This is a genomic window from Mesorhizobium sp. WSM4817 (assembly GCF_055811135.1).
This window is the reverse complement of record NZ_JBVVQQ010000003.1, coordinates 279,203-298,273: the sequence shown is the minus strand read 5'-3', so window position 1 is coordinate 298,273 and position 19,071 is coordinate 279,203. Positions and strand designations below refer to the sequence as shown.

18 protein-coding genes are annotated in these 19,071 nt (G+C 62.8%); 14 read left to right on the top strand and 4 right to left on the bottom strand.

Annotated elements, in window-relative coordinates:
- Nucleotides 1-5: 5 nt before the first annotated feature.
- The 3 genes from AC0L2K_RS06290 to AC0L2K_RS06280 all read right to left on the bottom strand — a co-directional run bounded on the left by AC0L2K_RS06290 (nucleotide 6) and on the right by AC0L2K_RS06280 (nucleotide 3,274).
- Nucleotides 6-1,451: a DUF5691 domain-containing protein gene (locus tag AC0L2K_RS06290; RefSeq protein WP_473530884.1), complete on the bottom strand. Its 1,446-nt coding sequence runs from the start codon at nucleotides 1,449-1,451 to the stop codon at nucleotides 6-8.
- Nucleotides 1,448-2,848, bottom strand: coding sequence for an SWIM zinc finger family protein (locus AC0L2K_RS06285; RefSeq protein WP_473530883.1), 1,401 nt, complete (start codon nucleotides 2,846-2,848; stop codon nucleotides 1,448-1,450). Before AC0L2K_RS06285 ends, AC0L2K_RS06290 begins: the two co-directional genes overlap by 4 nt.
- A 63-nt stretch (nucleotides 2,849-2,911) precedes the next feature.
- Entirely contained in the window at nucleotides 2,912-3,274 is a 363-nt protein-coding gene (locus tag AC0L2K_RS06280) for a hypothetical protein (RefSeq protein WP_473530882.1), read from the bottom strand.
- A 28-nt stretch (nucleotides 3,275-3,302) separates the two neighbouring features.
- On the opposite strand from AC0L2K_RS06280, the gene AC0L2K_RS06275 reads away from it, so the two are divergent.
- The 10 genes from AC0L2K_RS06275 (at nucleotide 3,303) to AC0L2K_RS06230 (ending at nucleotide 15,125) form a co-directional block, all read left to right on the top strand.
- The gene (locus tag AC0L2K_RS06275) at nucleotides 3,303-4,277 is read left to right on the top strand and encodes a sugar-binding transcriptional regulator (RefSeq protein ID WP_027152561.1); all 975 of its coding nucleotides are present in this window, start codon (nucleotides 3,303-3,305) and stop codon (nucleotides 4,275-4,277) included.
- Between the two features lie 44 nt (nucleotides 4,278-4,321).
- Nucleotides 4,322-5,767, top strand: coding sequence for an ABC transporter substrate-binding protein (locus AC0L2K_RS06270; RefSeq protein WP_123146896.1), 1,446 nt, complete (start codon nucleotides 4,322-4,324; stop codon nucleotides 5,765-5,767).
- Between the two features lie 198 nt (nucleotides 5,768-5,965).
- Nucleotides 5,966-6,889: a carbohydrate ABC transporter permease gene (locus tag AC0L2K_RS06265; protein ID WP_027152562.1), complete on the top strand. Its 924-nt coding sequence runs from the start codon at nucleotides 5,966-5,968 to the stop codon at nucleotides 6,887-6,889.
- A gap of 9 nt (nucleotides 6,890-6,898) precedes the next feature.
- Nucleotides 6,899-7,756 (top strand): carbohydrate ABC transporter permease, encoded by an 858-nt coding sequence (locus AC0L2K_RS06260; protein WP_023800184.1) that lies wholly within the window; start codon nucleotides 6,899-6,901, stop codon nucleotides 7,754-7,756.
- 5 nt (nucleotides 7,757-7,761) lie between these two features.
- On the top strand, nucleotides 7,762-8,880 hold the full coding sequence (locus tag AC0L2K_RS06255; protein ID WP_473530881.1) for an ABC transporter ATP-binding protein: 1,119 nt from the start codon (nucleotides 7,762-7,764) through the stop codon (nucleotides 8,878-8,880).
- Nucleotides 8,877-10,001 (top strand): ABC transporter ATP-binding protein, encoded by a 1,125-nt coding sequence (locus tag AC0L2K_RS06250; protein WP_023800186.1) that lies wholly within the window; start codon nucleotides 8,877-8,879, stop codon nucleotides 9,999-10,001. The genes AC0L2K_RS06255 and AC0L2K_RS06250 overlap by 4 nt, the downstream gene beginning before the upstream one ends.
- The gene (locus tag AC0L2K_RS06245) at nucleotides 10,001-11,554 is read left to right on the top strand and encodes an FGGY family carbohydrate kinase (RefSeq protein ID WP_473530880.1); all 1,554 of its coding nucleotides are present in this window, start codon (nucleotides 10,001-10,003) and stop codon (nucleotides 11,552-11,554) included. The genes AC0L2K_RS06250 and AC0L2K_RS06245 overlap by 1 nt, the downstream gene beginning before the upstream one ends.
- Nucleotides 11,555-11,564: 10 nt before the next feature.
- On the top strand, nucleotides 11,565-12,605 hold the full coding sequence (locus AC0L2K_RS06240) for a 2-hydroxyacid dehydrogenase (RefSeq protein ID WP_473530879.1): 1,041 nt from the start codon (nucleotides 11,565-11,567) through the stop codon (nucleotides 12,603-12,605).
- A gap of 49 nt (nucleotides 12,606-12,654) precedes the next feature.
- Entirely contained in the window at nucleotides 12,655-14,172 is a 1,518-nt protein-coding gene (locus tag AC0L2K_RS06235) for a glycerol-3-phosphate dehydrogenase (RefSeq protein WP_287171735.1), read from the top strand.
- Complete coding sequence (locus AC0L2K_RS06230; RefSeq protein ID WP_473530878.1) at nucleotides 14,172-15,125, top strand: sugar phosphate isomerase/epimerase family protein; 954 nt, start codon at nucleotides 14,172-14,174, stop codon at nucleotides 15,123-15,125. The genes AC0L2K_RS06235 and AC0L2K_RS06230 overlap by 1 nt, the downstream gene beginning before the upstream one ends.
- 284 nt (nucleotides 15,126-15,409) lie before the next feature.
- Here the strand turns inward: AC0L2K_RS06230 and fba are convergent, their stop codons facing one another.
- Nucleotides 15,410-16,474: a class II fructose-bisphosphate aldolase gene (gene fba / locus AC0L2K_RS06225; RefSeq protein WP_473530877.1), complete on the bottom strand. Its 1,065-nt coding sequence runs from the start codon at nucleotides 16,472-16,474 to the stop codon at nucleotides 15,410-15,412.
- 281 nt (nucleotides 16,475-16,755) lie between these two features.
- Between fba and AC0L2K_RS06220 the strand changes: the two genes are divergently transcribed.
- From AC0L2K_RS06220 to derI, 4 genes are all read left to right on the top strand, one after another.
- Complete coding sequence (locus AC0L2K_RS06220) at nucleotides 16,756-17,523, top strand: DeoR/GlpR family DNA-binding transcription regulator (RefSeq protein WP_023800192.1); 768 nt, start codon at nucleotides 16,756-16,758, stop codon at nucleotides 17,521-17,523.
- Between the two features lie 74 nt (nucleotides 17,524-17,597).
- Complete coding sequence (locus AC0L2K_RS06215; protein WP_287073374.1) at nucleotides 17,598-18,383, top strand: triose-phosphate isomerase; 786 nt, start codon at nucleotides 17,598-17,600, stop codon at nucleotides 18,381-18,383.
- Nucleotides 18,384-18,386: 3 nt separating this feature from the next.
- Nucleotides 18,387-18,575: a hypothetical protein gene (locus AC0L2K_RS06210; protein WP_473530876.1), complete on the top strand. Its 189-nt coding sequence runs from the start codon at nucleotides 18,387-18,389 to the stop codon at nucleotides 18,573-18,575.
- Nucleotides 18,572-19,015 carry a D-erythrulose-4-phosphate isomerase gene (derI, locus tag AC0L2K_RS06205; RefSeq protein ID WP_027152577.1) on the top strand — a complete coding sequence of 148 codons (444 nt, stop codon included), beginning with the start codon at nucleotides 18,572-18,574 and terminating at the stop codon, nucleotides 19,013-19,015. The genes AC0L2K_RS06210 and derI overlap by 4 nt, the downstream gene beginning before the upstream one ends.
- Nucleotides 19,016-19,071: the final 56 nt, after the last annotated feature.

Sequence of the window (19,071 nt, the reverse complement as noted above, 5' to 3'; positions counted from 1 at the left end):
ATTGATCATGTGTCGGTTCTAGACTGATGTTCGGCCAGCGCCGCGTTGAGACGCAGGACACTGAGTGATGGGGCTGCGGGCGGCATGCCGGCGGCGACGACCTCGTCGATCAATTTTGCTGCTGTGGTCGCGGTGGCAAGGTAGCCGATCGTTTCCAGTATATCGTCGGCGCCCCGGCGCATGGCGTCGTCGTTTCCCGCAACGACGGAACGCAGCGCCGCAAGAGCCGACCCATTCGAAAGATCGTCCCATTCCAGCCAGCCAGCATCAATGCCTTCCGCCAGATTGATCGCGTTGAGGTAATTCGCTTGCTTGAGGATCAGCCGGACGAGGGCTCGTTTTTTGCGACTGTCCAGGCGTGGCGTGAGGTGCAGTACGAACAACGCTGGCTTGCCGCCATCGGCGACAAGTGCGTCCGCCATATGCGTCACCGCGGCGTCGCTCCCCGAAGCGGCGACCATTCGTGCGATCAGGATGTCGGCATTGTTGTCGGCGCCGAATTGCCAGGCTCCTATGAACTCAGATTCGGTAACACTGAACCGCGCGGCCAGGTCGACCAGATTGCAGGTCTCGAACAATTCGGCGCGACGCTTTTCCTGCGCCGGCGATTTGAACTTCGCCGGCGTGTAGATGCTGCGGCGGCGGATGAAGCCGGATTTGCCTTCGCTGATGAAAGCGGCGAGTTCAGCTGCGGGATCATCCGGTCCGCCATCGTTTGAACGGCCGTGCTCGCCCAACCTTGCTAGCAGCCGGCCAGCCAGTTCGCGCACCTTGCCGGACCTGTCGGCGGAGAGGCTTTTAAGGAACGGCGCGTCCTCAGGATTCAGGCCGAAGCGCATGAGTTCGACGAGCGCAAGCCTGACCTCGGCGGGCTCGCCCGACGCCTTGGCCTCGATCAGCAGTCGAGCCGAAGCCGGTTCACTGCGGCGCATGTCTGCCAGCGCGATGCGTCGCGCGGCGGGATAGAACTCATCCCAATTTTCCACCGTCAGTTTCTCTTGCGGGGCATGTCTCTGCCCGTCCACGCATACTTGCCAGTCGATCCAGGGAGCGTAGACGTCCGGACTGTTCTGATCCGACGCCACGGGCATCCAGTCCATCGGATGGAGCACAAAGCCGCGGCTGGCGACAAGCGTCACCACGCGCGACTTGCGTCTCGCTTCGACGGCATGTTTCAGAGCGGCTCTCAACAGCGGCCGCAACCGCTCCGGCAGCATCGGGAGCGCAAGCCTGGGCAGCGGAGGCCGGCGCCTGAGTGTCTTCGGCGCCGCCGGCCGCAGGGCGACGTCGAGCGCCTGTGCTGCGATTGCCAGGAGCCGGCGCTCCTGCTCGTCGGGACTTGCACCGCCGGCGATTGTCTTCCAGGCGGTCGGAGCCAGATCGAAGGTGGCTCCGCCGGTGATCCAGCAATCGCGCATTGTCGCCAGGCCTGTTTGCTCGCCCTCGTTCACGACAGGTCAAGCCTCCCGAACCCGCTTTGAGCCGCCAGAAGGTCAAGCCGGGCGCCATCCCAGAGCGCTGCCGTGGCCGCAAGGTCGAGGCCGAGCAATGTTTGATTGACAGCGCCTGCGATCGGCAAGGCGATCCCTTGCGGATCATCCGCGGCCTGCCACCAGCCTGTGCCGCGGTCATCGACCAGGATCGCACCAGGCGGCAGCATGAGAGGACAGTCGGTAATCCAAGGCGCAGCATCCTGATAGGAAGCATGCGTGGCGAGTGGGTCCTTTGCAGCGCGAAAGCTGAAATCAGGCCACGCGCCGGACGTCACTTCACCCATGCGTTCTGCCACCAGTGCGCGCAGCGGCTTGCGTGATGGATAGAAGACCACCCGGGCATCGAAACGATCGCCCGGCGCAAAAGCATTGGACCGGCGTCCGGCAGAAGCCGGAAAATAGTCGAGCAGCACGGCAAATTGCGGGGTAGCGCACTTCAGATCGAGCAGCCAGGTCGAATGGCTGACGAGACCGTCACGGCGGCTCTCGATCTTCTCGCCCAGAACCTCCCAGAAGCTTTCGACCTGTCTTGCATCCGGATTGGCCAGGACCTGTTCGCGGGTTTCAGAGGTCGATACGAGGCGCTTCAATTCGGGATCGTCGGGCGCCGACCGCCACGCCTTGGCCAGCAGCACAAGCTTGCCGAGCTCACGGATCGCCGCATCTGGTTTTTCTTCGCTTCGCAGCGCCATCAGCCGCGAAGGGATCTCGTCGATGCGACCGGCAAGCGCGGTTGCCTTCATGTCGACCAGCCGCGCGGCAATCCGGCGGCAACGGTCGCTGCTGCCGTCGACAAACCCGGAAAGACCAAGCCGCAACTGGTCGGCGATCCATTGGTCGAGTTCATCGAGCGCCGCCGACACTGCTTGTCGTGTGTCTTCCGCCCGCTTGCGCTGCGCAGCCTCACGACGCTCCACCGCCGCAACGTCTTCTACCGCGGCGCTCTCGTCCGTCCGTGCAGCCTCATCGATGCTCTTGGCTGCCGCACCTTCTATCGGTTGCGCTGGCGGTGGCGTCGTCTTCCTGCGCCTGCCAAGCCAGTCATTCACCCATTCCGGCGAGGATTCGGCCGCGGCAAAACTGGCTGGCGCGGTGGCGGCAATCCACATCAGCGCCAGCGCGTGCTTGCACGGGAATTTTCGCGACGGGCAGGTGCATTTGTAGCCGTGATCGCCGGTGTCGACCACCACCCGATATGGATTGGAGCCGGAGCCCTGGCATTCACCCCAGATGAGCGCCTGGGGCTCATGCTTTTCGAGCCGCGGCCAGTTCGATCGTTTGGTCAGCTTGGAGGCGGCGCTCAGCGACGCCTGATCGGGAGCAAGCGCCTCAATGGTCTTCAAATCGAATTCCAAGCCGCGCCCCTCGTGACTCGAACCAAACACCTGTCGCCAGGATAGATAGCCGTTCGTGAAGAATTATTGTAGCTCTCGCAATGTGAAGATCGATACGTCTCGGCCCCTGACCTCCTTGCCCGAATTCGCCTGATCCGCAAGCGAACTCCACCGCCATTCGGCGGGCAGAGCATTTTCAGCAAATCGGCGGTTGGCGTCGGTCAGCCCAGTTATGCGCTCATTGAACGGGAGCAGGCCTTTGCGGCCATGCAACTGGTTCGCTTGGAGCGAGCCGTTCAGCCTTTGCCCTTCAGGTCGACAGGCATGGCATTTCAGACTGGCACCGCCCTGCACGATGGCTGCTTCAGCAGGCCTTTTTTGCCCTCTCAAGCTGATTTGAACGCTGCGGCGCTTGACTCCTGCGGCACCTTGTGAAAAATTTTGCACCAGCTGATAAAAATATCTTAGGGCGGAAATGGTTGGTTTTGGAAACGGCCTCCTGCGCGACGATGAAACCAGTATGGCGACGCGCGCCGCCTGGCTCCATTATGCTGGCGGCCTGACCCAGTCGGAGGTCGCCAAGCGGCTTGGCCTGACCAGCCTCAAGGCGCATCGCCTCATTACCAAGGCCAATCAGGAAGGGCTGGTCAAAGTCTATATCGACGGCGAAGTGTCGGAATGCGTCGCGCTTGAAGACGATTTGTCCAGCCGCTACGGCCTCGATTATTGCGAGGTCGTTCCCGACTTCGATGGCGAGGACTTGCCGCTCAAGGCGCTCGGCATCGCCGGCGCGCAGTTCCTCAAACGTGAGATCGAACGCGGCGAGGATACGCTGATCGGCGTCGGCCATGGCCGCACGCTCGCCGCCTGCGTCGAATATCTGCCGCGCATATCGGCCGAAAAGACCCGCTTCGTTTCGCTGCTTGGCGGCCTGACGCGCAAGTTCTCGGCCAATCCGCACGACGTCATTCACCGCCTGGCCGAACGGACCGGCGCCGAAGCCTATGTGATGCCGGTGCCGATGTTCGCCAACACGGTCGAGGATCGAACCGTGCTGCTCGGGCAGAAGGGCATCAGCGAGGTTTTTGATCTCGGCAAGGCCGCCGACCTGCTCATCGCCGGCATCGGCACTGCCGAGCGCGAGGCGTCGCTGGTCGCCACCGGCATGATCGAGAAGGGCGAAATGGAGGAGATCCGCCGCAACGGCGGAGTCGGCGAGCTGCTCGGCCATTTCTTCGATGACGCTGGAAAGGCGGTCGAGACGACGCTTTCCAACCGGGCGCTGGCACTGGCGCGCGAAGACATCAGCAATCGCAGGATTGTCGCCGTTGCCGGCGGCAAGGTGAAGGTTCGTGCCATCAAATCGGTGTTGGAGGGTCGCTATCTCAAGGGCCTGGTCACCGATGAGCGGACGGCGCGAAAACTCGTGGAGCAGACGCCGGTCGGGTAGCCGGCAGCCATTCGATTGAAACTACCCTGTGGAGGAGAAGACAAATGCATGAGAAAGAAAAAGACCTGATCGACGCGTTCCTGCGCGGACAAGTCGATCGTCGTGGGCTGATCAAGGGCCTTGGCGCGATGGGCCTTGCCGCCGGCACGGCCGGAACGCTGCTCAATCTGGGGCAGACCCGTGCGCTGGCGGCGGACTTTGACTGGCAGGCGCACAAGGGCAAGACCATCAAGCTCTTGCTCAACAAGCATCCTTACGCGGATGCGATGATCGCCAACCTTGAAAACTTCAAAAAGTTGACCGGCATGGAAGTCGTCTACGACGTCTTCCCGGAGGATGTCTATTTCGACAAGGTCACCGCTGCGCTGTCGGCCAGCTCGCCTGAATACGATGCCTTCATGACCGGCGCCTACATGACCTGGACCTACGGCCCGGCCGGCTGGATCACCGACCTCAACGAGTGGATCAAGGATCCGACCAAAACCAATGTGAACTATGCCTGGGACGACTTCCTGCCCGGCGTCAGGAAGTCCTGCGCCTGGAACGGCCAGCCCGGCGGCGTGCTCGGTTCCGATGATGCCAAGCAGTGGTGCATTCCGTGGGGCTTCGAACAGAACAACATCACCTACAACAAGGGCATGTTCGACAAGGTCGGGGTCAGCGTTCCCGGCAATATGGACGAGATGGTCGCTACGGCGGCCAAGCTCACCAAGGATGTTGGTGGTGGCGTCTACGGCATCGGCGTGCGCGGTTCACGCTCCTGGGCGACGATCCATCCCGGCTTCCTGTCGGCTTATGCCAACTTTGACCAGAAGGACCTGAACGTCTCGGCTGACGGCAAATTGTCGGCCGCGATGAACACCGCCGAATCCAAGGCCTTCCACAAGCAATGGGTCCAGATGATCCAGGAGAGCGGCCCCAAGGACTGGTCGACCTACACCTGGTATCAGGTCGGCACCGACCTTGGCGCCGGCGCCTCGGCGATGATCTTCGACGCCGACATCCTCGGCTACTTCATGAATGGCGGCGACAACAAGATGGCAGGCAAGCTCGCCTTCTCCGCCTTCAAGGCCAATCCCGCCGCCAAGGCTCCGACGCCCAACATCTGGATCTGGTCGCTGTCGATGTCCAACTTCTCCAAGGACAAGGACGCCACCTGGTACTTCATGCAATGGGCATCAGGGCCCGAGCATGCACTGTTCGGTGCGACCGAGATGGACTTCGTCAATCCGGTCCGTCAGTCGGTCTGGAACGACCAGATGTTCCGCGAGAAGCTGAACAAGAGCTATCCGGGCTATGTCGAGATGTTCGACGTCTCGGCGCCCGGCGCCAGCATCAAGTTCACCCCGCAGCCGCTGTTCTTCGATCTGACCACCGAATGGGCGGCGACGCTGCAGAAGATGGTGGCCAAGGAAGTGCCGATCGATGAAGGCCTCGACATGCTGGCGACCAGCGTCGACGGCCAGCTCAAGGAAGCCGGGCTCGGCTGAGTCCTGGCGGCCGGACGGCCCGCTGCCGCGGGCCAGCCGGCCATTCCACTGCGAAGCGGCGCCTGGAGCATCGGACCCAAACCGGTTTTGGGAAATTCCGATGCTCAAACACTGGCGGTGCCGCCACTCGCCCAACCGGCCGCCTAGCTCCCTGGGCGGCCGGCAGGGCGAAGCAACAGAGATGACGGGTGAGCCACGATGACTACTGCGACAATGCAAAGAAACAGGCCTTCCGGCTTCAGGATCAGCAAGAAAGTGCTGCCCTATGTGCTCAGCCTGCCGGCCTTGCTCGTCTGCATCGGCATCCTGATCCCGTTCTTCACATCGGTCGTCTATTCGTTCCAGCGCTACCGGCTGAGCCAGCCCTGGGCGCGGCAGTTCAACTGGGGCGACAATTACATCTCGTTTTTCACCGACCCGAGGTTCTGGAACACGCTGGAGATATCGCTGCTCTATGCCGGCATCACCGTGCTGCTCGAATTGCTTCTCGGTCTCGGCATCGCCATGCTGCTGCAGAAGCGCTCGACGCTGAACAACTTCATCTCGATCATGCTGTTGATGCCGCTGATGACAGCGCCGGCGCTTGCCGCGCTGATGTGGAAGCTGATGACCAATCCCGGCTTTGGCGTGCTGAGCTATCTCGCCAGCCTGATCGGATTGCAGGATTTCCGCTGGGCCTCGTCGCCATCGACCGCGCTTTTCACGGTGGTGCTTGTCGATATCTGGGTCTACACGCCCTTCATCATGATCCTGCTGCTTGCCGGCCTGCGCAGCCTGCCGACGCAGCCGTTCGAGGCGGCGGCACTTGACGGCGTGCCGCGGAGTTTCGTGTTCTTCCGCATCACCTTGCCGATGCTGACGCCCTACATCCTGACGGCGACGCTGTTTCGCCTGCTGGATTCCATCCAGCAGTTCGACATCATCTATGCCATGACCCAGGGCGGTCCGGGCGACACGCTGACCGTTTTCCAGGTCGAGGCCTATCTCAACTTCTTCCAGTCGACCAACGTCGGCCGCTCGGCGGCGCTGATGATCATCCTGTGGGCGATCACCTATTTCCTCTCGAATATTTTCATCAAGAACTGGCTGCGGCTGCGCGAACGCGCCCGCGGCCAGGCATAGGAGGCCGGGATGGAACACACCTCGCTTCTTGAACGCATCCTGCGTGGCATAGCGCTGACGCTGGTCGTGATCTTCTTCATGTTCCCGATCGTCTGGATCCTCATGATGTCCTTCCAGACCAACGAGACCATCCTGCGGATTCCGCCGCAGCTCGTCTTCAAGCCGACGCTGGCCAACTACACCGCGCTGATCACCGGCAAGCTGACCACGGCGGCCGGCACGCTCGACATCGCCTTCATGCGCAACCTGTGGAATTCGGTGTTCCTGTCGGTCACCTCGGTCGCCGTCGCGCTGCTGCTCGGCGTCCCCGCCGCCTACGCCTTTGCCCGGCACAAATTCCGCGGCTCGGAGGACATCGCCTTCACGCTGCTGTCGTTCCGGTTTGCGCCGGCGCTGCTGGTGCTCCTGCCGCTCACCCTCTATTTCCAGAAGCTTGGACTGGCCAACACCTATATCGGGCTGATCTGGGTCTATCAGCTGATCTGCCTGCCGCTGATCCTGTGGATCGTGCGCGGCTATTTCGAGGACATCCCGGCCGACATCGAATATGCCTATCGCATCGCCGGCCATTCCTGGTTCGCCACCTTCCGCAAGATCGCGCTGCCGCTCGCCGGCCCCGGCATCGCGGCTGCCGGCCTGCTCGCCTTCATCTTCGCCTGGAACAATTTCATCTTCGCGCTCGTGCTCGCTTCGGCCGACAAGCAGCCGGTGACGGTCGGCGCGCTCGCCTTCATCACCTCCTCCGGCATCCAGTATGGCCAGATCTCGGCAGCGATCGTGCTGTCGATCACCCCGACGCTGGCGCTCGCCCTTTACGCGCAGCGCTATCTCGTCGAAGGCCTGTCGCTCGGCGCGGTGAAAGGATAGCTCCGATGGCCAGCCTCGAATTGCGAAATGTCGTCAAGCGCTACAAGAGCCAGACTGTGCTCGACAATCTGTCGCTGAGCGTCGCCGACGGCGAAACCCTGGTCCTGTTCGGACCGTCGGGCGCCGGCAAGACGGTGCTGCTGCGGCTCGTCGCCGGCGTCATCGACCCTGATGAGGGAAAGATCTTCATCGGCGGCGAGGACATGACCGATCTTGACGCCGAGTTCCGCGGCGTCGGCATGGCATTCCAGAATTTCGCGCTGTTTCCGCACATGACCGCCTTCGACAACATCGCCACGCCGCTTCAGGCCAAGCGATCGTCGCAAAGCGCGATGAAGGCGGGCGTCGAGAGCGTCGCCAAGCTGCTGAAGATCGGCCACGTGCTCAGCCATAAGCCACGGGCGCTGTCCAACGGCCAGAAGCAGCGCACCGCTCTCGCCCGCGCTCTGGTCGGCTCGCCGCCGGTGCTGCTGCTCGACGACCCGCTGCGCAACGTCGATGCCAAACTGCGCTTCGAAATGCGGCTCGAACTGCCGAGGCTGCTGGCAGATCGCGGTGCGACCGTCGTCTACGTCACCCAGGACTACAAGGAGGCCATGGCGCTCGGCGATCGCATCGCGGTGATGTCGCAAGGTGTCATCAAGCAGCTCGGCACGCCCGAGCAGATCTATCGTGAGCCGGCCAACATCGAGATCGCGCGGCTGTTCGGCGATCCGACAATCAACCTGCTCGACGTCAAGCCGTCGCGCGATGCCAAGGGCATTTATGTCGGTCTGTCGAATGTCCAGGTCCATCTGACCGGCGCCTATGACGCGACGGTCGGCCGCGATTGCATGATCGGTCTGCGGCCCGAAGCGCTGCGCTTCGTCGACGAAGGAACACCCGCGGCCATTCCGGTGACCGTCGAGGCGGAGACGCCGCTCAACGAAAAGATCGTCACGCTGGTGCGCACCGTGCGCGGCCGCGAAATCCTGGTCTCCCGGCCGGCCGGAACAGCGGGTCAAACGGAGGGCGGGGCCTATATCGCCGTCGACGGCAAAAGCGCCCTGCTGTTCGATCGTGCCAGTGGCGACCGTATCGGCTCGAAAAACGTCGTCAATTTGCGCAGCGGAGAAGCGGCATGAGCCAGAGCGCACTCACCATTTCCGGCGTCGACAAATTCTACGGCCCGATCGACCGAGGTGTGCACGCCGTCCAGAATCTGACGATGGAAATCGACAAAGGCGAGATCGTCGCACTGCTCGGTTCGTCCGGCTGCGGCAAGACCTCGACATTGCGCATGATCGCCGGCTTCGAAGAGGTCTCGCGCGGCAGCATTTCGGTTGCCGGCCGCAAGGTGCACACGCTGCCGCCGGTCAAGCGCAATGTGGCGATGGCGTTCGAGGGCTATTCGCTGTATCCGCCGCTGACTGTGCGCGAGAACATGGCGTTTGCGCTGAAGGCGGCCAGGCTGCCGAAAAGTCAGGTCGACGCGAAAGTTGCCAGCATCGCCAAGCTGCTCGAGATCGAGGACATTCTTGAGCGCTATCCGAGTTCCATCTCCGGCGGCCAGCAGCAGCGCGCCAGCCTCGGCCGGGCGCTGATCCGCGAGGCCGACCTGCATCTGCTGGACGAACCGATGGGCCAACTCGAGCCGCAGCTTCGCGCGGTGCTGCGCGGCCGCATCAAGCACTTCATCAAGGAGCGCGGCTTGACCGCGATCCTGGTCACTCACGACCAGACCGAGGCCAATGCATTGGCCGACCGGATCGCGGTGATGGAAGGCGGCGTGCTGCAGCAGTTCGATACGCCCAATATGCTCAAGCAGCGGCCGGCCAACCTGTTCACCGGCACGTTCGTCGGCGAGCCGCCGATGAATGTCTTCGAGGCCTATGTCGGCACGGCCGCCGACAAGATCAATCTGCGGCTGCCCGACGGGCTTTCACTCGACTATGACAAGGACGCGTTCAGCGGCTCGGTTCGCGACGAATTGCTCAAACGGCAGCGGGTCGTCATCGGTGTCAGGCCCTATGCGGTTCGCCGCTCGAAGGACGGCGTGCCGGCGACGGTTTCGGCCAACCAATGGCTCGGCGACCAGACCCATATCGCGGCGGATTTCGCCGGCGGCTCGCTGGTCCTGGTCGAACATGACCGGACCCGGCTAGAGCTTGGCGCGCCGATCAACATCAGCATCGATCCGAAAAATCTGCACGTCTTCGATCAGTCCAGCGGCATGGCCATTTCGCACGGCATGGAGCTTGCCTGATGCGGGATGTGCTGATCGGCATCGACGCCGGCACGTCTGTCATCAAATCCGTCGCCTTCGACACGGCGGGCCGGCAGCTCGCGGCCTCGGCGGTACCGAACCGGTACGAGACCTTGCCGGGCGGCGGCGCCGAGCAGGATCTGGCACGCACCTGGACCGATACGGCGACCACATTGCGACAGCTTGCCGACAAGGTGCCGGACCTCGCCAGGCGCATCATTGCGATCGCGGTGACCGGGCAGGGCGACGGCACCTGGCTGATCGACAAGGACGGTGAGCCGGTCGCCAAGGGCTGGCTGTGGCTCGACGCGCGCGCTGCCGCCATCGTCGAGGAGATCCGCGCGCGCCCCGATGACCGGCTTCGTTTCGAAAAGACCGGCAGCGGGCTCGCCGCCTGCCAGCAGGGGCCGCAGCTTGCCTTCATGAAGCGCAACGCGCCTGACAGGCTTGCCGGCGCCGCGACAGCTTTCCATTGCAAGGACTGGCTCTATTTCAACCTGACCGGCGAACGCGCCACCGATCCTTCCGAGGGCACCTTCACCTTTGGCGACTTTCGCACCCGCGGCTATTGCGACGAGGTGCTTGAGGTGCTCGGCGTCGCCGACCTCAGGCATCTGCTGCCGCCGATCATCGACGGCACCAGGCATAGCGCCGGCCTGTCGGCGGCGGCTGCCAAAGCGACCGGGCTGCTTTCCGGTACGCCGGTGGTACTGGCCTATGTCGACGTGGCCTGCACCGCGCTCGGCGCCGGCCTGCTCGACCGCGAGCGCAAGCCTGGCTGCTCGATCATCGGCTCCACCGGCATGCATATGCGGCTTGCTCAGACGCCGGACGAGGTGCTGCTCAACGAGGCCAGGACCGGCTACACGATGACGATGCCGGCGCCCGGCGTCTTTGCGCAGATGCAGTCGAACATGGCAGCGACGCTCAACATCGATTGGATCCTTAGCCTCGCCTCCGGCATACTCGCCTCGCAAGGCATCACCCGCAGCAATGGCGAGATGATCGCGCTGGTCGACGAATGGATATCGTCATCGGAGCCGGCCTCGCTGCTCTATCAGCCCTATGTGTCGGAGGCCGGCGAGCGCGGGCCGTTCGTCGATGCCAATGCCAGGGCCGGTTTCGTCGGCATTTCGTCGCGGCACGGTTATGCCGATATGGTGCGCGCTGTTTTTGAGGGGCTGGCATTCGCGTCGCGCGATTGCTACGCCGCCATGGGGCCGCTGCCGAGCGAAATCCGGCTGACCGGCGGCGCCGCCAGAAGCCCGGCTCTGCGCAAGATCCTCGGCGCTGTCGTCGGCGCCGACATTCGCACCAGCCAACGCGAGGAAGCCGGTGCCGCGGGCGCCGCGATGATCGCTGCGGTCTGCGTCGGCCAATACAGTTCGATGGACGAATGCGTCGGCGAATGGGTCACGCCGCTGCTGGGCGCGGCGGAACCGAGCGACCGAAAACTTGCCGCGATCTATGAGCGGGCGGTTCCGTCCTACACATTGGCGCATGAGGCGCTGCGGCCGGTCTGGCGGTCGATGGCCGCGTCCAGGGCAAACTGAGAAGTCGAGCATGCGTAAGAAGATTGCAATCATTGGCGACCGCTTCATGCTTCCCGAGATCTTTCGCGAGAAAATCGAGACGGCCTGCGGCGACAATCTCGACATCCGCACCCTTGAGGCGGCCTGGCCCGACGAGCCGATGGAATTCGGCAATGCGGCGCTCGGCCTCGACAAGGTGAAGGAGTATTTTGGCGATCCGGACGAGGTGGTCGATTTCATTGGCGACGCCGAGATCTTCGTCACCCAGCTTGCGCCGCTGTCCGAGACCATGATGCAGCGTCTGCCTGCGCTGAAGCTGGTTGCGGTCTCGCGCGGCGGCCCGATCAACATCGACATGGTTGCCGCCAAGGCCCACGGCATCACCGTCGTCAATGTGCCCGGCCGCAATGCAAGTGCTGTGGCCGAATTCACCATCGGCGCGATCCTTGCCGAGACGCGGCTGATTCGGGTCGGGCACGAGGCCTTGCGCAAAGGGGAATGGCGCGGCGATCTCTACCGGGCCGACCGTACCGGCCGCGAGCTCAACGAAATGACCGTCGGCGTCATCGGCTACGGCAATATCGGCACCAAGGTTGTCCGCCTGCTGCGCGCCTTCGGCTGCCGCATCCTGGTCACCGATCCCTATGTGCAACTGAGCGCCGAAGACCGCAATGACGGCGTCGAACTGGTCGCGCTCGACGATCTCCTGTCCCGCTCCGATGTGGTCACGCTTCATCCCCGGGTGACCGAGGAAACCCGCGGCCTCATCAACAAGGACATCATCGCTCGGATGAAGCCGGGGGTGATCTTCGTCAACACCGCGCGCGGGCCGCTGGTCGATTACGACGCGCTTTACGATGCACTGGTCTCAGGCCATATCGGCAGCGCCATGCTGGAGACGTTCGCGGTCGAGCCGGTGCCTGCCGACTGGCCGCTGCTGCAGCTTCCGAATGTCACCTTGACGCCGCATATCGCCGGCGCTTCCGTGCGCACGGTGACCTATGCGGCCGAGCAAGCGGCCGAAGAGGTGCGCCGCTTCATCGTCGGGCTCCCGCCGGTCAACCCGTGCTGAAGGTCGCGGCAGCCATGAAACGCAATCCAGGCATAGAGGATCCGGCGAGATGAGCGGCGCCACTGAAATCGTCGATCTGTTCGTCATCGGCGGTGGCGTCAATGGCGCCGGCATCGCGCGCGACGCAGTCGGCCGCGGGCTTTCCGTCATCCTGTGCGAAAAAGACGATCTCGCCGAAGGCACCAGTTCGCGATCGGGAAAGCTCGTCCATGGCGGCCTGCGCTATCTCGAATACTACGAATTCCGGCTGGTGCGCGAGGCGCTGATCGAACGCGAAGTGCTGCTTGAATCGGCGCCGCATATCATCTGGCCGATGCGCTTCGTGCTGCCGCACAGCCCGGACGACCGGCCGGCCTGGCTGGTCCGGCTCGGTCTGTTCCTCTACGATCATCTTGGCGGCCGCAAGCGGCTGCCGGGCACCCGCACGCTCAACCTGCGCACCGCGCCCGAAGGCGCACCGATCAAGGATGCGTTCAAGCGCGGTTTCGAATATTCCGATTGCTGGGTCGACGACGCCCGTCTCGTCGTCATCAATGCGCTCGACGCTGCGGAACGGGGAGCCAGGATCTTCACCCGGACCGCCTGCACCGCCGCCCGCCGTGAAAACGGCCTGTGGTCGGTCGAGATGCGCGACAGCCGAACCGGCGTCAGGACCACGGTTCGGGCGCGTGCGCTGATCAACGCCGCCGGTCCCTGGGTCAACGACATCATCAACCGCGTGGCTGGCCAGAACTCCAAGCGGAATGTCCGGCTGGTCAAGGGCAGCCACATCGTCGTGCCGAAATTCTGGGAAGGGCGGCAGGCCTATCTGGTCCAGAACAGCGACAAGCGCGTGATCTTCATCAATCCCTACCAGAACGATCTGGCCCTGATCGGCACCACCGATATTCCCTATGAGGGGCGGCCGGAAGACGTGGCGGCGGATGCCAGCGAGGTCGACTACCTGATCAAGGTGGTCAACCGCTACTTCAAGCGCGAACTTGCCCGCGACGATGTCATCTACTCGTTCTCGGGCGTCAGGCCGCTCTATGACGACAACTCCGACAATCCGAGCGCGGTGACGCGCGACTATATTTTCGAACTCGACGCATCATCCGGGCAGGCGCCGCTGCTCTCCGTCTTCGGCGGCAAGATCACCACCTTCCGCAAGCTGGCCGAGCATGCGCTGGACCGGATCGCACCTTTCTTTCCGAAAATGGGCAAGCCGTGGACGTCGAAAGGCTACCTGCCGGGTGGTGATATCGCCAACGCCGATTTCGAGCAGTTCCTCGGCGATCTCGGCCGTGAATTTCCCTGGATGCCGGCATCGCTGGTCAAACACTATGGCCGGCTCTACGGCACTAGGACGCGCGTTGTGGTCGGTGCGTCCAGGTCGCTCACCGAACTGGGCCGGTGCTTCGGCAAGGATTTTTTCGAACGCGAAGCCAGTTATTTGTTCGAGCATGAATGGGCGCTGACCGCTGCCGATATTCTCGAACGGCGCACCAAGCACGGCCTGCATCTGTCCGCCGCAGAAAGAGCCGCCTTCGAGGACTGGTGCGTTGGCCGACTGGTGAGGGCAGGCTGATGACTTTTACGCTTTCCCTCAACACCAATCCGCTGGTCAACCGTTTTGCCGAACCGGACGATCTGATCGACGCGATCGCCTACGACATCGGCATCCGGGACGTGCAGCTCACGCATGAATTCGTCAATCCCGGCTGGCCGGCGGCGACGATATCGAAATTCGTCCGCCTGTTCCGCACGGCGCTCGACCGCACCGGCGTGCGCGTGACGTCCGGGATGACCGGCCCTTACGGGCGGCTCAACCATTTCGGCCATCCCGACGCCGACGTGCGACGATACTACGTCGATTGGTTCAAGACCTTTGCCGACATTTCGGCCGAGCTCGGCGCCAGCGGCATGGGCACGCAGTTCGCGATCTTCACGCACCGGGATTTTGACGATCCCGAGCGTCGCGCGCGGCTTTTCGACATCGCGCTGGAATGCTGGCGCGACGTCGCCGAGCACGCCAGGGCGGCCGGTTTGACCTATCTGTTCTGGGAGCCGATGTCGGTCGGCCGCGAATTCGGCCATACGATCGAGTGCTGCCGGTCCCTGCACAACGAGATCGAAGCGGCCGGCATGGCCATCCCGCTGAAGATGATGGTCGATATCGACCATGGCGACGTCACCTCGAGCAATCCGGACGACATCGACCCCTATGCCTGGGCCGAAGCCTTTCCCACGGTATCGCCGATCATCCACATCAAGCAGTCGTCGATGAACAAGGGCGGCCATTGGCCGTTCATCGCCGCCTACAACAAGGACGGCCGCATCACACCGGAAAAATTGTTGGAGACGGTTCGCCGCGGTGGCGGCGTCGACAACGAGATCTGCCTCGAACTGTCGTTCCGCGAACGCGAGCCGGTCGACCACCAGGTCGTCGCGATGATCCGCGAGTCGGTCGATTATTGGGCGCCGTTTATCGAGACCGGCAGGACGGCGATTTTGCCGCGAGCAGGATCGCTTCAGGTTTGAAGCCGTCCTCGACTGGATTATCCACGTTCGCGCTGCCCCTCACCTGCCTGCCGGCATCCTCTCCCCGTATAGGGACGGGGAGAGGGGAGCTGTCGTCGCCGGTTTCGCCAATCGCCAGCGTTGCAGGAGTGGCGCCAACGTCGCGGCCAGCCCCTTTCTCCCCGTTTTCGGGGAGAAATGCCCGGCAGGGCAATGAGGGGCAGCGCCGACTCCGACAATTGGTCGTCTCAAGCACGGGTTAGAAGCCGAAACGATTACACTGTGCTCATGCCTGCCTCAACACGTCAGCCGAACTTCGGGTCGAGACTGCCCGACTTGTAGCGCTTGGCCATTTCCGAGACCGGCAGCGGCTTGATCTTGGGGGCGTTGCCGGCAGTGCCGAACTGCTCGAAGCGCTCTTTGCACAGCTTCCTCATCGCGGCCATTGCCGGCATCAGATATTTGCGCGGGTCGAACTCGCTCGGGTTCTCGGTCAGCACCTTGCGGATCGCTCCGGTCAGCGCCATGCGGTTGTCGGTGTCGATGTTGATCTTGCGCACGCCGTGCTTGATGCCGCGCTGGACCTCCTCGACCGGCACACCCCATGTCGGCTTCATCTGGCCGCCATATTTGTTGATGATCTCCTGCAGCTCTTCAGGCACCGAGGATGAGCCGTGCATGACCAGGTGCATGTTCGGCAGGCGGCGGTGGATCTCCTCGATCACGTTCATGGCGAGCACCGCGCCGTCCGGCTTGCGCGAGAACTTGTAGGCGCCGTGGCTGGTGCCCATGGCGACGGCCAGCGCATCGACATGCGTGTCCTTGACGAACTGCACCGCCTGCTCCGGATCGGTCAGCAGTTGGTCGTGGCTGACGGTGCCCTCGACGCCGTGGCCGTCTTCCTGTTCGCCGCCGCCCATCTCCAGGGATCCGAGAACGCCGATCTCGCCTTCCACCGACACGCCGCCCCAATGTGCCATGTCGACGACGCGCCGCGTGATGCCGGAATTATAGTCGTAGTCGGCCGGCGTCTTGCCGTCCTCCTTCAGCGATCCGTCCATCATCACCGAGGTGAAGCCGTACTGAATCGCTGTCACGCAGGTGGCTTCGTTGTTGCCATGGTCGAGATGCATGCAGACCGGGATATCGGGATGGATCTCGACCAGCGCGTCGATCAGCTTGGCCAGCACGACGTCGTTGGCATAGGCGCGGGCGCCGCGACTCGCCTGCAGGATGACAGGCGATTTGGTCTCCTCGGCCGCCTCCATGATGGCAAGGCCCTGTTCCATATTGTTCATGTTGAAGGCAGGCACGCCATAGCCGTGTTCGGCGGCATGGTCGAGCAATTGTCTCAATGTGATGCGAGCCACCCAATGGTCTCCCGTATTTGGTTTCAAGCCTATGGTTTGCGAGCTGTCCGGTGGTCATTCAGCCCATTGATGCTTCTGGCCGGATTTCCGGAGAACCGCAACCTCTGGCCATGCCGGCGAGAGCAATTCTTGTTACAAGGCAGCGATCAGAAGCCCAAGGAAATGTAACATTATCACAAAAAATTTGGCATGTATGCGATTTTATCTGTTATAATAGCTTCTATCAGCCGTTTCTGCCACGGCGGACGCGGCGACGCGAATTAAAGGAAACAGGCTGGACGATGAAGAGCGACGGCCGGCGGCAAGGCATCATGGATTTTCTGATGGACACCGGCACGGCCAGTGTCGATGACCTTGCCTCGCGCTTCGGCGTGTCGAAGATGACCGTCCATCGCGACCTTGACGAGCTCGAGGAAAGCGGCTTCCTGCGCAAGATACGCGGCGGCGCCTCGATTCAGCCGAGCGGCCTGTTCGAAAGTGATTTCCGCTACCGTCAGAAGCAGGCCGCCGAGGAGAAGCAGCGCCTGGCGGTTGCCGCCGTGGCTGTCATCGAACCGGGCCAGACGGTGATCATCGACGACGGCTCGACGGCGGGCGGCATTGCGCGCCACCTTGCGGATCTGCGCCCGCTGACGGTGATTTCCAACAATCTGGCCGTGATACAGGATCTGGCCGGCGTCGCCGGTATCACCCTGATCGCGCTCGGCGGCCAGTACAGCAAGAAATTCCACGGTTTCTTCGGCCTGCTTGCCGAGGACACGCTGAGATCGTTGCGCGCCGATGTCGCCTTCCTGTCGTCGTCGGCCATCCACGGCGTTTCCGCCTTCCACCAGGACCAGGAAGTGGTCCATACCAAGCGGTTGATGATGGCCGCGGCCGCCCGCAAATATCTGCTGGTCGATCACGGCAAGTTCGGCCGCACCGCCCTGCATTTCCTGACCGATCTCAAGGCGTTCGACGCCGTCTTCACCGGTCGAGAACTGGGACCGCAGATGCGCGAGGCGCTGGATGGCGCCGGCGTTTCGCTGACACTGGTCGAGAAGGACTAGACCATGATCCCGAAAAGTGGGAACCGGTTTTCGGAAAAGATCATGGTCAAAGAAGATAGAGCCCGCCTCGCGGGATGGAACAGGCTCTAGAAGGAGGACGCGTGGCTTACTGGGTCGGCACAAGCTGGAAAATGAACAAGACGCTTGCAGAAGCGACTGACTTTGCCAGGGCGCTGGCGGGGTTCGTCCCCGGTTTCGACGACCGTATCCAGCCCTTCGTCATCCCGCCCTTCACGGCGGTCCGCGAGGTCAAGAAAGCGCTGGCATCGACCCGGATCAAGGTCGGTGCCCAGAACATGCACTGGGCCGACGCCGGCGCCTGGACCGGCGAGATCTCGCCGGTGATGCTGACGGACTGCGGGCTCGATCTCGTCGAGCTCGGCCATAGCGAACGGCGCGAGCATTTCGGCGAGACCGACAATACGGTTGGTCTCAAGACCGCAGCGGCGGTGAAGCACGGGTTGGTGCCGCTCATTTGCGTCGGCGAGACATTGGCGCAACGCAACAGCGGCCAGGCCGATGCGGTGCTGGCCTTGCAGGTGCACGGCGCGCTGCAATACCTCGAAGGCCAGGCCAAGGCGGCGACGATCCTGTTTGCTTACGAACCGGTCTGGGCGATCGGCGACAAGGGCATTCCGGCAAGTGCCGACTACGCCGACAGGCAGCAGGCGCTGATCAAGAAGATCGCCGGCGATCTTCTGCCGGCCATGCCGCCGGTGCTTTATGGCGGCAGCGTCAATCCGCAAAATGCCGCCGAGCTGATCGGCCAGCCTCATATCGACGGGCTGTTCATCGGCCGCTCCGCCTGGCAGGCGGAAGGCTATATCGACATCCTCGAACGCGCCTCGGCGGCGATCTAGAGCATGATCCCGAAAAGTGGAATCCGGTTTTTCGGAAAAGATCATGCTCAAACAAAAGATAGCATGATCCCGAAAAGTGGAATCCGGTTTTCGGAAAAAGATCATGCCCAACAAAAGTTAGAGCCCCATCCCGATGCCATCGGGATGGAACAGGCTCCAGAGCAATCGAACAGGAAAGGACAGAAAAAATGAAAATAGCCATTGGGGCCGACAGCGCCGGCAAGCCGCTGCTCGACGTCATTGCCGCTCACTTGGCCACCAAGCCCGGCCTCTCCGTCAGCGACGTCAGCCAGGCCGGCTACTATGCCGACCTGTCGCAGAAGCTCGCCCAGACCATCCTCGACGGCGAAAACGATCGCGGCATCTTGTTTTGCGGCACCGGCATCGGCGTTTCCATCTCGGCCAACAAGGTGCCCGGCATTCGCGCCGCACTCACCCATGACACCTATTCGGCGGAGCGCGCGGCGAAATCCAACAATGCCCAGATCATCACCATGGGCGCCCGCGTTATCGGCCCGGAACTGGCCAAGTCGATCGTCGATGCCTGGCTCGCATCGGAGTTCGACGAAAACGGGCCATCGGCCGGCAATGTCCAGGCGATCGACAGGCTCGACGCGGCGAAGCTGGGCTAATGCATGTTGCCCAAAAGCATGCCCTCGGGCGTGAACCGAGGGTGCGCAGCGGTTTT